This window comes from Pollutimonas harenae (assembly GCF_004153685.1).
GTDB lineage: Bacteria > Pseudomonadota > Gammaproteobacteria > Burkholderiales > Burkholderiaceae_B > Pusillimonas_C > Pusillimonas_C harenae.
This window is the reverse complement of record NZ_SDQD01000001.1, coordinates 746145-758923: the sequence shown is the minus strand read 5'-3', so window position 1 is coordinate 758923 and position 12779 is coordinate 746145. Positions and strand designations below refer to the sequence as shown.

The following is a 12779-nucleotide window of genomic DNA, read 5'->3' as shown; positions in this document are numbered from 1 at the left end:
AAGTTAATTAATTGATTTTACTATTTCAGTTAGGGAAGTTAGACTCTTTAAGTACCTTGAAGTGCTTTTATCGTACATCACACTCAGGAGGCTCTATGAAGAAACTTACTACCGCTGCGGGTGCCCCCGTTGCTGATAATCAGAATATTCAAACCGCTGGCCCACGTGGTCCGGCACTTCTGCAAGACGTATGGTTAATCGAAAAGCTGGCGCATTTTGATCGCGAAGTCATCCCCGAGCGTCGCATGCACGCCAAGGGTGCTGGCGCTTATGGCACCTTTACCGTTACGCACGATATCAGCCAATACACTCGCGCCAAGATCTTTTCCGAAGTCGGCAAGCAAACCCCCATGTTTGCCCGGTTTTCCACTGTGGCGGGCGAACGCGGCGCTGCTGATGCAGAACGCGACATCCGTGGCATTGCCATGAAGTTCTATACCGAAGAAGGCAACTGGGACCTGGTGGGTAACAATACCCCTGTCTTCTTCTTTCGCGACCCTCTCAAGTTCCCCGATCTCAATCATGCCGTCAAGCGCGACCCTCGTACCGGCATGCGCAGCGCGCAGAACAATTGGGAATTCTGGACCGGCTTGCCCGAAGCACTGCACCAGATCACCATCGTCATGAGCGACCGCGGTATCCCTACGGGCTTCCGCAATATGCACCTGTTTGGCAGCCATACATTCAGCTTCATCAATGCCAACAACGAACGTTTTTGGGTCAAGTTCACCTTCAAGACCCAACAAGGCATCAAGAATCTGACCGACGCCGAGGCTTGTGAACTAGTCGGCCAAGACCGCGAAAGTTCGCAACGCGATCTGTTCGAAGCCATCGAAAACAAAGACTTCCCTCGCTGGACTGTCTATGTGCAGATCATGCCCGAAAAAGAAGCTGGTTCGTATCACTTGAATCCCTTCGATCTGACCAAGGTTTGGCCGCATGGCGATTATCCGCTCATCGAAGTTGGCGTACTGGAATTGAACCGCAACCCTGAAAACTTCTTTGCTGAAGTCGAACAGGCCGCCTTTACACCCGCCAATGTGGTGCCAGGCATCAGCTTCTCGCCCGACAAAATGTTGCAGGCCCGTCTGTTTTCCTATGGCGACGCTCAGCGTTATCGCTTGGGGGTCAATCACCACCAGATTCCGGTCAATGCACCAAAGTGTCCGTTCCACAGCTACCACCGCGACGGCGCCATGCGTGTCGACGGCAACTACGGAGGCATCACCGGCAATGAGCCCAACACCCAGGGCGAATGGCAAGAACAACCCGACTACCGTGAACCACCCCTGTCCATAGAAGGGGCGGCCGATCACTGGAACCACCGGGAAGACACCGACTACTTCTCGCAACCGGGGAATCTGTTCCGTCTGATGAACGACGCGCAAAAGCAAGCGCTATTCGACAATACCGCACGTGCTATTGCCGGCGTGTCGAAGGACGTACAAGACCGCCACATCGATCACTGTACACAAGCCGATCCGGCCTATGGCGCCGGCGTAGCGGCCGCCATCAAGGCGCTGGGCTAACTCAAAGTGTAGTTGCCATAAGGCGATGTAATCGGCTGGCCATCGGCCCAGCCGATTACATCGCCTTTATAAATAACACTCGCCGCCCAGATACGCTTTGCGCCAGCGCGTAATCACCGTGCGCTCGAACAAGCCGCCCTCGGCAAAAGGATCGGCATTGACGAAATCTTCGGCCTCAGCACGGGTTTCGAGATCGACAATATAAACACTGCCGGTGCCGCCCGTTCCGTCATCCTCGAGCTTGGCACCGCAAGCCAGCAAAAGTGATTTGTTTTCCTCGAGAAAATCCAGATGCTTGTCGCGCAAAGCCTGGCGCAGTGCCTGCGTGTGGGGTTTGTCGAAGGTTTCTATTAGAAAAGGCATGATGTCTCCTGGTTCACGATAAACTGTTCATGCCGCCATATTAGTACGCTTTCTTTCCTTTCATACCCGCAAATTATGACTACGTATTCCCAGGACCTCATTATTGCCATAGCCACCGCTCCTGGCCGCGGCGGCATAGGTGTCGTGCGCGTTTCGGGAAACAGTCTCGAGTCCCTCGTAAACCGCTTGTTCACTACGCCAATCAAACCTCGACATGCCCATTACTTGCCGTTTAATGACGCACATGGCAAGGCTATCGATGCTGGTATCGTGCTGTACTTCAAGGGGCCCAATTCATATACTGGCGAAGACGTCCTGGAGCTGCAAGGACACGGCGGCCCCGCTGTCCTGCGCCGTTTGCTGGCTCGCTGTCTTGAGGCCGGCAAAGATCTAGGCATACGCCATGCCGAACCAGGAGAATTCACGCATAGAGCCTTCCTGAACGAACGCCTCGACCTGGCACAGGCAGAAGCGGTTGCCGACCTGATCGATGCATCGTCCGAAACAGCCGCACGCAGCGCCATGGCATCGCTAAGCGGCGCCTTCTCTGATCAGGTCAATACCTTGGGTGACCGCATCGTGCATCTGCGCATGCTGGTCGAAGCCACCCTGGACTTTCCCGAAGAAGAAATAGATTTCCTGGAAAAATACCAGGCCCGTGATGCCCTGGAGGCCATACGCCAAGATCTGCAGAGCCTTACAAAACAGGCCAGGCAAGGCATGATCCTGCGGGAGGGCCTGCATGTGGTGCTGGCCGGCCAACCCAATGTAGGTAAATCCAGCCTGCTCAACGCCCTGGCCGGTGACGACGTTGCCATCGTCACTCCCATAGCTGGCACCACTCGCGATAAAGTCATACAGCAAATCCACATACAAGGCGTACCTTTGCACATCGTGGATACGGCCGGCCTGCGCGAAACCGACGACACCGTCGAGAGCATAGGCATTGCCCGAACCTGGGCCGAAATCGAAAAGGCCAATGTCATCATCCATCTGCAAGACGCCAGATCCCATCAAGACCAGCTAGATACGGCGATTACCCAGCGACTGCCCGCTCGTACACCTGTACTTAAGGTATACAACAAGATCGATCTTTTGCCTGACAATCAGCGCGTTATTGGCGTTGATCAGGACCTTGCCCTGGGCATCTCGGCAAAAACCGGCATGGGGCTCGATACGCTGCGCCAGAAGCTCCTGGACATTGCAGGCTGGAACCCTGGCACCGAATCCCCCTGGCTCGCCCGGGAACGGCACCTGACGGCGCTACAGCACGCCAGCGAGCACCTGGCATTGGCCGACGAGCACGCCAGCCAGAACGACCGCGTTCTGGATCTGTTTGCAGAAGAACTACGCCTTGCACATGAAGAGCTGTGCCTGATTACCGGCCAGTTCACCAGCGATGACTTATTGGGCGAGATTTTTTCCAGTTTTTGCATCGGGAAATGATGTTGCCTCTGTGGCTATTAGCGCACAGATAGCCGGAATAAGCCTCTCGTTTCTTCTTATTGCCAGAGGGAATCGCTATAATCAATGCAATGTCGGATACTAATCATTCAATGAAATCCAAGCCTGCAGTCATTGTCAAACCCGCACAAACACGCATTATTCGTGCTGTGGCAAGCTCGACAGCCATCGAAACAGGCCAGTCCATCAAAGAACTCGAAGCCCTGCTCAAGTCCCAAGCCAGCAAGTACCAGCAGCTCAGCCTGGCAGTAGTCAACTAAGCCAGCCGCACCCTATTCGTTTCATAGCGTCATTTTTCCTGATGCCTGCTAGTTGCAAACAGACTCCAGTACCTGCCTCACCCAATACTTCATGGGTTCGTAATTACGCTCCAACCCCTGCTGTATAGCCAGAATATAGTCTGGCTTGTTCTGTTCCCAACAACTGTAATCCAGCGGACCATGGCCTGCCTGTACGGCCATCACATCTGCCAATAAGCGGGAAATTCGTCCATTCCCTTCACGGAAGGGATGCATCAAAATAAACTCGACATGAGTTACCGCTATAGCATTTGTCAGTTGACCCTGATCAAAGCCCATGCAGGGCGTATAAGCGGCCAGGCAGTCTCGATCGAACTCTGCAAATAACCTGGGTACTTGAGCAGCTGGTGCAAACGGAAAGCCTCCTTTGCTCATGTTTACCGTACGCACGTGGCCTGCCCATGCGTAAATATTGCCTAGCCAGCGCTTATGCCAGTTCTTCAGGTGAGCACTGCGAATGCGTCCAGCTGGAAGATGATCCTGCAGTACTGATTCGTACAGCTTTTGCAGCAGCACAAGTTCAGCCTCGTCAATATCGGCGGGAACCGTGATGCCCAACTTATTGGCCAGCACCAAGTTGTTGGATTGCGGTTCAAACCTGCCTTGCATGCCATTTACATCGTATCGGGTCGTCATAAGCCACCTATACGTGCTATTCGGGCCATTGTAGAGCGCTGGCTCCGTACCACTATCCCTTCTATTTACACTTTATTACAATTTAGTTTTGGAGGCAAAATGAATCTTATGCCTGTGGATAACTACTAGGGTGATGAATTGTGCACAGCCTGTGGATCACGAAGGGATAACTCAGCTCTTTTAAGCAATCAAAAAAGTTATCCGGATTCCATCCTCGATCAAAACAGAACTTACGCACGCTGAAAAAATTCAGTAATCCCATGAAAACAATGAAACTTTACTACTTATGCGAGTTATCCACAGACACCCATTATCATTAGTCTTTATATATAAAAAAGATAATAAACAACCAAACATTCTCATCTCAGCGACAAGCAGAAAACCATTTTTCTGGACATGTATACTTCGTTCTGTCGTAAAAGCGTCTAAGCGAGCAGAACAAAAATTACTGGCCAAAACTTTTGTCCGGTATGACTTTGGTAGTTTCTCTGGAGAAGCCAGGTTCAAATGCCAGCAAGTTTTTCAATCGCCGTGTCTAGCGTTTCGTCGCGCTTGGCAAAGCAAAATCGAATCAAGCCATGGTTTGATTCTGGTGCATCGGGTTGACGATAAAAGGCCGAAACAGGAATAACGCCTACACCATGTTCAACAGTGATCCATCGTGCAAATTCGGCTTCGGGCAAGTCCGAGATATTGCTGTAGTCCGCCATCAGGAAGAAGGTCCCTTCGCTATGCATAGGAACAAAGCGAGTATTGGCCAGACCCTTGAGCAGCCTATCGCGCTTTTGCTGATAGAAGGCTGGCAAGCTTAGGTAAGCGTCTTCGTTCTTCATGTAGTGGGCCAGGGCTACTTGCATGGGCGAAGTCACTGTAAACACATTGAATTGGTGAACTTTACGAATTTCTGCCGATATTACTTTGGGGGCACAGCAGTAACCGATTTTCCAGCCAGTTGCGCTATACGTTTTACCGAAAGAGGAAACCACAATGGAATGCGCAGCAAGCAGAGGACGCCTGGCAACACTTTGATGAGGCTGGTCGTCATACACAAGGTGCTCATAGACTTCGTCTGATAGCAACAAAATGCCAGTTTCCTGCACGATGCTTTCAAGACTATCAAGGTCAGCAGGAGTGAGGTTGATGCATGTAGGATTATGTGGAAAATTCAAAATCAACATGCGGGTTTTCGATGTGATGGCATCACGTACCCTTTGCCAATCGACTCGATAGGCTGGAGCTTGCGGCGTTGGCGCCGTCATAGGAACAATCACTGGTTTGCCGCCTGCCAGCTCAATGACGGGTATGTACAGATCGTAAAATGGCTCTATCACAATGACTTCATCGCCGGCGCGTACAAATGCCAGGATACTTGCCATCAAGGCCTCGCTGGCACCGCTGGTTACGGTAATTTCTGTCTCGGGGTCGTACTGATGCCCGTATAAAGCCTGTACCTTAAGGGCGATCTGTTGGCGCAGTGCTACTACACCTGCCATAGGTGGATACTGATTATGGCCTTCTTTCATTGCCTGTGTAACCAGGTCGAGCAGAGTTTCATCGGGTGAAAAGTCAGGGAAACCTTGTCCGAGATTGATGGCCTTATGGTCAACTGCCAGTTGGCTCATGATGGTGAAAATAGTTGTTCCTACATTAGGCAGTTTGGATTCGAAATTCATGGTCTTTTATTCTTTATTGAGGTGATGTCTTTATAGGGAATATGTACTCAGTTCCAAGTTTCTATAGCCACTTATTGTGATAATGGTGCGGCCTGACGGCAAAAAACCACACTGGGGTTAACTATCATTTGATAAAGCAACATTGCATGGTTATGCTCACACTTGCAGTCAAATCAAGCTTCGCTTTTTCGTGGTTAGTAGTCAGTACAACTTTAGGTTTAAATTAAGTGCCTATTGTTGCGTGATGGTCTAGGTTCGTGTTGGCGCCCTTGGTTAATTGCATTTTTGTTTATTTTTAGGACGCTACACATGGCTCAGAAGGGCAAAGTTAAATGGTTTAATGCCGATAAAGGTTTCGGTTTCATTACTCCTGACGCAGGCGGCACCGACGTGTTCGCACATTTCTCGGCAATCGAAGGTCGCGGCTACCGCAGCCTGAATGAAGGTCAGGAAGTTGAGTTTGAAGTCAAAGATGGCCCTAAGGGTCCTCAGGCAGCAGAGATACGCCCTCTGTAATGGCTGCATAATTTGTGTAGCGCCTGGCGCGCACAGTAGCAAACGCCCTCGCCAAAAGCTTGGGCGTTTTTCATTGGGGCGGACTATATGCGTGACCGCGTCAGAGAATTGTGTTGCCTGCAGTGCAATGAATGAGTACAACGAGTTCTGCCTGGAGTAGTAAGCGTCAAAGTTATTAAGCACTTATTCTAGCGCTTATCCACAAGTTTATTCACAACAACTTGTCTTGATCAACTGTACACAGCTTATCAAGCCTTTATCCACAGATTTGTCCCCAATGCTTGTTGACTCAACTCAGTCGGCTGTTTGTGTCTGACCTTTCTATTATCGTAATGTTCCACGTGAAACATTACTCTAGGAGTGAAACCAAGAAAGAGTGTTTCACGTGGAACAATGCCAAGTTTGGAGAAGTATAATAAGACATTGAGCCTAAGCTTGAGCTAAAAATGTTCTATCCAGATGAATACGATGTAATTGTTGTGGGCGGTGGTCACGCAGGGACCGAAGCTGCATTGGCATCGGCGCGAACCGGTGCGTCCACCCTTCTGCTAACCCATAATATGGAGACCTTGGGGCAGATGTCTTGTAATCCCTCCATAGGCGGTATCGGAAAAGGGCACCTGGTTAAAGAGGTTGATGCTCTGGGCGGCGCAATGGCGTACGCTACCGATAAAGCTGGGATTCAATTCCGGATACTGAATAGTTCCAAGGGGCCGGCTGTACGCGCCACCCGTGCACAAGCAGATCGTTCGCTCTATAGAATGGCAATCAGGACTGCGCTCCAGAACCAGCCTAATCTGACGATATTTCAGCAATCAGTAGATGATCTAATGCTCGAGGGTGATAGAGTCGTCGGTGCGGTCACTCAGATAGGCTTGAAGTTCAGGGGCCGTACAGTCGTGCTGACAGCAGGGACATTTTTGAATGGCCTGATTCACGTGGGACTCGATCATTATTCCGCAGGACGTGCGGGTGATCCTCCCGCCATTACGCTTGGCCAGCGTTTAAAAGAACTGAAGCTACCGCAAGGTCGTCTGAAAACGGGGACACCACCCAGAATAGACGCACGTAGCATTGATTTCAGTAAGACAGAGGTGCAGGCGGGCGATCACGACCCTATTCCTGTTTTTTCGTATATGGGCTCAGCGTCCATGCATCCAGAGCAATTGCCTTGCTGGATTACCCATACCAACGAAAGAACGCACGATATCATCAGGTCTGGATTAGATCGATCGCCAATGTATAGCGATAGCGGCACCATAGAAGGTATAGGTCCCCGGTACTGCCCTTCCATCGAGGACAAGATCCATCGATTTGCCGACAAGTCGAGCCATCAGATCTTTCTCGAGCCAGAAGGATTAACAACGCAAGAAATTTATCCAAACGGCGTATCAACCAGCCTGCCCTTCGATATTCAGCTTGCTCTGGTAAGGACATTACCAGGCTTGGAAAATGCAGTCATTATGCGCCCTGGTTATGCGATCGAGTATGACTACTTTGATCCACGTGAACTTTCTTCAACATTAGAAACCAGGGCAATCAAGGGTTTATTTTTTGCTGGGCAAATCAATGGAACCACGGGCTACGAAGAAGCTGCGGCTCAAGGCCTGCTGGCTGGATTGAATGCAGCGCGGCAAGCGAAAGGCCTGGATGGCTGGTTTCCCAAACGTAATGAAGCTTACCTGGGCGTGCTGGTTGATGATTTGATTACACGTGGCGTTACTGAACCCTATCGTATGTTTACTTCACGTGCAGAATATCGTCTTAGTCTGCGAGAAGATAATGCAGATATGCGTCTTACCGAAATGGGAAGAAAGCTCGGCTTGGTCGATGATAAGCGGTGGGATGCTTTCAGTAAAAAGCGAGATGATGTTTCACGTGAAACAGAACGCTTGAAATCTATCTGGATAAATCCTAAAACACTTGCCCACCATACTGCGGAAGCGTTGTTAGGTAAGCAATTAGAGAAAGAACATTCCCTGCATGATTTGTTGAAACGACCACAGGTGACCTATAAAGCACTGATGGATTTGCATAAGGTAGACGATACGCTTGTAGCAGGACCTGGCTTAGAAGATTCTGCAGCTGCAGAACAAGTAGAAATTCAGATTAAATATGCAGGCTACGTTGCCAAGCAGCAGGAAGATATTGAACGGCAACGGGAGCAGGAGTCACAAGCCATACCAGCGGATCTGGACTACGATGCCATAAGCAGTCTTTCAATTGAGGTCAGGCATCGTCTGAAAGCAAGCAGGCCAGAAACAGTAGGTCAGGCGAGTCGGGTTTCAGGTGTTACTCCCGCTGCAATCTCTTTACTGCTTATTCACCTTAAGCGATTACAGTACAGGAAAAAAGCGGCGTAATGGGCAGGGAGCAATTTGGACTGCGTTTGCAGCAAGCGGGACAAGTTCTTGGTGTGGAAATTGATCCGCCGAAGATCGACGCACTTTTAGCCTATTTGGATCAGCTACAACGCTGGAACAAAACGTATAATCTCACTGCACTGCGCGATCCTGAGCAAATGCTTGTGCAACACCTTATCGATAGTTTGTCGGTAGTAAAACCCATAGCTAATATACTGTATAAAAATACAGTATTAGAAAGCACAATTGCAGATGTCGGATCTGGTGCGGGCTTGCCTGGTGTGGTGCTGGCAATCATGCATCCTAACTGGGAAGTACATTGCATTGATGCTGTAGAAAAGAAAATGGCTTTTGTGCGTCAAGTGTCTAGCGTGCTGCGTCTTCGCAATCTACATGCTCATCATCAGCGTGTAGAAAGCATGCAGCCTCTAGAGGCCGATATCGTGGTTTCACGAGCTTTTGCTTCTCTGGCTGATTTCGCCACCTTGGCAGGGCGCCATGTTGCCACTGATGGTCATCTGGTGGCAATGAAGGGGCGTGAGCCAGAAGAAGAAGCCGAGCTTTTGCGGCAGAATACATCGTGGCGTATCACTCATATAGAAACGCTGCCCGTACCTGAATTGAATGCCCAGCGTTGTCTGGTCTGGATGAGTCGTCAAGGAAGTCTATGAGCCACAGTATGTCCACCGCCAGCATATTCTGCATTGCTAACCAAAAAGGTGGTGTAGGTAAAACCACAACAGCCATCAACCTGGCGGCCGCCTTGGCGGCAATGCGCAAGCAGGTGCTGCTTATAGATCTTGATCCGCAGGGCAATGCCACCATGGGCAGTGGGGTCGATAAAAACAAGGCAGAGCAAAATCTCTACCAAGTGCTTATTGGCGATACTGCCATTACAGATGCCAAAGTACGATCCGAATCCGGGGGCTACGATGTATTGCCTGCAAATCGCGAGCTGTCGGGTGCTGAAATCGATTTGATTCAAATGGATGATCGTGAGCAGCAGCTTAAACAGGCCATCAGTCAGGTTGCCGACGATTATGACTTCATACTGATTGATTGCCCTCCTACTTTGTCTTTGCTTACGCTTAATGGCCTGGCGTCGGCACATGGCGTGATCATTCCCATGCAATGCGAATATTTTGCACTCGAAGGCCTGTCCGACTTGGTCAATACCATTAAGCGGGTGCATCGCAATATCAACCCCGACTTGCAGCTTATAGGGCTACTAAGGGTAATGTTCGATACACGTGTCACCCTGCAGCAACAAGTTTCTGCACAGATCGAAACACACTTTGGCGATAGAGTGTTCAAAACAATCGTTCCACGCAATGTGCGTCTGGCCGAGGCCCCCAGCCATGGAATGCCTGGCATCATCTACGATAAAAACTCGCGAGGCGCAAAAGCGTATATTGAGTTTGGTGAGGAGCTCATCAAACGCGTAAAAAGGGAAGCACTGCGTCAGCAGGCGCGTCCTCCCGTTTAACGGACCAGGAAAGGATAATTATTATGGCAACTCGAAAACCAAAAGGTTTGGGACGAGGTCTTGATGCACTGCTGGGCGAAGATGCCAGCGCCATTGACAACCTGGGCCAATCCGAACCCCAGGCCAAATTGCCGTCTGCCCTCAAGATCAGTCTTTTGCGTGCCGGCAAGTACCAGCCACGCACCAGAATGGATGAAGGTGCCTTGAATGAGCTGGCTGACTCCATCCGTAGCCAGGGCATCATGCAGCCCATATTGGTACGTCCCCTCGATGGAAAAGACAAGGGCAAATACGAGATCATTGCAGGCGAGCGGCGGTTTCGTGCGGCCAAGCTTGCTGGCCTGGCAGAAGTGCCTGTGCTGGTGCGTGAGGTGGCCGACGAAAATGCGGCTGTCATGGCCCTTATCGAAAACATACAGCGCGAAGATCTGAATCCCCTGGAAGAGGCCCACGGAGTCCGCCGCTTGCTTGACGAGTTTGGCCTGACACACGATCAGGCCGCACAAGCCATAGGTCGTTCCCGTCCCGCTACCAGCAATCTTCTGCGTTTATTGAATCTGGCCGGGCCGGTACAAACCATGCTGCTTGCAGGCGATATCGATATGGGCCATGCACGGGCCTTGCTGGCTACTGACGCAGCAAGTCAAATTCTGCTTGCCAACGAAGTCATCGCCCGGCGTCTGTCAGTTCGTGAAACAGAAAAGCTGGTGAGCCGTTCAATTCAAGCCATAGAGGATAAGGCCGTAATGCCCAGGCGTAACGGCAGTGCGCAGAACGGTGATGCCAAAAGATTGGAAGAGGCACTGTCTGATCATCTGGGTACCCGGGTCAGCCTGAAAATCGGTGCAAAAAACAAGGGTCAGTTGCAAATTGACTTTCACGGTTGGGACCATCTGAATGCCTTGCTCGAACGCCAGGGTTTGTCCGGCCTCATTGATGCCTGAAACGGCGGCAAAACAGGCGTTGGGCTGAACCGAACTGATTTAAGTCTAGCCGGGCGCTGAATAATAGATGAATAAAGGGTAAACCCTTATGGGGCTTACCCTTATTTTTTGATTCAACATGTTAGGATCGCTCGGTCTCAACAGTTCATGTCAGTCACTCGAATCAAGAAATAAAAATGTTTAAAGCACTAAGTCGCTCCTCTGTGAAGTTGGTAGAACGTTATCTGCCAGACCCCTATATATTTGTTGTCTTGCTAACGTTATTGGCCGGTGTCGCGGCTGTCCTGGTCGAAAGCAAGACTCCCATGGAAGTCGTAACCATGTGGGGTGATGGTTTCTGGGGATTGCTCAGTTTCACCATGCAGATGGTGTTGGTGCTGATAGCTGGCTATATGATGGCTAGTACCCCCCTGGTCAAGAGCATTTTGGCGAAATTGGCAACATTGGCCAAAACGCCGGGTTCGGCAATTATTCTTGTCACGGTCATTGCCTTGATAGCAAACTGGATCAATTGGGGATTTGGCCTGGTGGTCAGTGCTCTTTTTGCCAAGCAGTTGGCACGTACGGTCAGGGTAGATTACCGTCTGCTGGTAGCCAGCGCATACTCGGGCTTTATTGTGTGGCACGGAGGTCTGGCCGGGTCCATACCGCTTACCATCGCGACCGAAGGTCATTTTCAAGCCGATAAGATAGGCTTGATCTCTACCGGCGACACCATTTTCTCTTTCTATAATCTGGCGATCGTGCTGGCCATGCTGGTGATCGTGCCTCTGGTCAATCGTCTGATGCTGCCCGATGAAAAAGACAGCGTGTTTGTCGAAGAAAGCAAGTTGAATGAAGCGGCTGCAGCCGTCGAAAATGACAATCGCCCCGCCGCTCGCCTGGAAAACAGCAAAATTCTTGCCCTGCTTATAGGTGTGGCCGGATTGGCCTATATGTTCGACTACTACATAGTACGTGGCGGCGGACTGAATCTGAATATCATCAACTTCACCTTTCTGTTCCTTGCGATTGTGTTGCATGGCAACGCACGCAATCTGCTCAATAGTCTGGATGAGGCTATCAAGGGTGCCGCAGGCATAGTCATACAGTTTCCCTTTTACGCGGGCATCATGGCTATCATCATGCACTCTGGCCTGGCAAGCAGCCTGTCCGATTGGATGACTTCATTTGCCACCGCTGAAAGCCTGCCATTCTGGGCCTTCATGAGCGCGGGTATCGTCAACATATTCATTCCTTCTGGGGGTGGTCAGTGGGCGGTGCAAAGCCCGGTGGTCATTGCCACGGCTCAGGCGCTGGGCGCCGATATGCCGCGCGTAGCCATGGCAGTGGCTTGGGGTGATTCCTGGACCAACCTGTTGCAGCCTTTCTGGGCCTTGCCCGTTCTGGCCATCGCCGGACTCAAGGCCAAGGACATCATGGGCTACTGCCTGATCCAGTTGTTTGTCACCGGTATTATTGTTTCGATTGGTCTGACCTGGTTCTAAGTACGTCAGCAGGCCGTTC

Annotated in this window: 12 protein-coding genes; 9 read left to right on the top strand and 3 right to left on the bottom strand. The window is 50.7% G+C overall.

Annotation, left to right across the window (positions count from 1 at the left end; genetic code table 11):
- Positions 1-95: 95 nt before the first annotated feature.
- On the top strand, positions 96-1529 hold the full coding sequence (locus ERD84_RS03575) for a catalase (protein ID WP_130038232.1): 1434 nt from the start codon (positions 96-98) through the stop codon (positions 1527-1529).
- A 66-nt stretch (positions 1530-1595) separates the two neighbouring features.
- Here ERD84_RS03575 and ERD84_RS03570 read toward each other — a convergent pair whose 3' ends face one another.
- The gene (locus ERD84_RS03570; protein ID WP_130038231.1) at positions 1596-1892 is read right to left on the bottom strand and encodes a YciI family protein; all 297 of its coding nucleotides are present in this window, start codon (positions 1890-1892) and stop codon (positions 1596-1598) included.
- Between the two features lie 75 nt (positions 1893-1967).
- On the opposite strand from ERD84_RS03570, the gene mnmE reads away from it, so the two are divergent.
- Entirely contained in the window at positions 1968-3338 is a 1371-nt protein-coding gene (gene mnmE / locus ERD84_RS03565) for a tRNA uridine-5-carboxymethylaminomethyl(34) synthesis GTPase MnmE (RefSeq protein ID WP_130038230.1), read from the top strand.
- Between the two features lie 110 nt (positions 3339-3448).
- Complete coding sequence (locus ERD84_RS15935) at positions 3449-3616, top strand: hypothetical protein (protein WP_167667234.1); 168 nt, start codon at positions 3449-3451, stop codon at positions 3614-3616.
- 48 nt (positions 3617-3664) lie between these two features.
- Here the strand turns inward: ERD84_RS15935 and ERD84_RS03560 are convergent, their stop codons facing one another.
- Together ERD84_RS03560 and ERD84_RS03555 are read right to left on the bottom strand one after the other, a co-directional pair.
- On the bottom strand, positions 3665-4291 hold the full coding sequence (locus ERD84_RS03560) for a Fic/DOC family protein (protein ID WP_130038229.1): 627 nt from the start codon (positions 4289-4291) through the stop codon (positions 3665-3667).
- A 503-nt stretch (positions 4292-4794) separates the two neighbouring features.
- The gene (locus ERD84_RS03555; RefSeq protein WP_130038228.1) at positions 4795-5964 is read right to left on the bottom strand and encodes a methionine aminotransferase; all 1170 of its coding nucleotides are present in this window, start codon (positions 5962-5964) and stop codon (positions 4795-4797) included.
- A 309-nt stretch (positions 5965-6273) separates the two neighbouring features.
- On the opposite strand from ERD84_RS03555, the gene ERD84_RS03550 reads away from it, so the two are divergent.
- The 6 genes from ERD84_RS03550 (at position 6274) to ERD84_RS03525 (ending at position 12760) form a co-directional block, all read left to right on the top strand.
- The gene (locus tag ERD84_RS03550) at positions 6274-6480 is read left to right on the top strand and encodes a cold-shock protein (RefSeq protein WP_013743985.1); all 207 of its coding nucleotides are present in this window, start codon (positions 6274-6276) and stop codon (positions 6478-6480) included.
- Positions 6481-6926: 446 nt separating this feature from the next.
- Complete coding sequence (gene mnmG, locus ERD84_RS03545; RefSeq protein ID WP_130038227.1) at positions 6927-8843, top strand: tRNA uridine-5-carboxymethylaminomethyl(34) synthesis enzyme MnmG; 1917 nt, start codon at positions 6927-6929, stop codon at positions 8841-8843.
- Positions 8843-9514, top strand: coding sequence for a 16S rRNA (guanine(527)-N(7))-methyltransferase RsmG (gene rsmG, locus ERD84_RS03540; protein WP_130038226.1), 672 nt, complete (start codon positions 8843-8845; stop codon positions 9512-9514). Before mnmG ends, rsmG begins: the two co-directional genes overlap by 1 nt.
- Entirely contained in the window at positions 9511-10329 is an 819-nt protein-coding gene (locus ERD84_RS03535; RefSeq protein WP_130038225.1) for a ParA family protein, read from the top strand. Before rsmG ends, ERD84_RS03535 begins: the two co-directional genes overlap by 4 nt.
- A 23-nt stretch (positions 10330-10352) precedes the next feature.
- A complete protein-coding gene (locus ERD84_RS03530; RefSeq protein ID WP_130038224.1) occupies positions 10353-11273 on the top strand; it encodes a ParB/RepB/Spo0J family partition protein in 921 nt (306 codons plus the stop codon).
- A gap of 176 nt (positions 11274-11449) precedes the next feature.
- Complete coding sequence (locus tag ERD84_RS03525) at positions 11450-12760, top strand: short-chain fatty acid transporter (protein WP_130038223.1); 1311 nt, start codon at positions 11450-11452, stop codon at positions 12758-12760.
- Positions 12761-12779 lie beyond the last annotated feature (19 nt).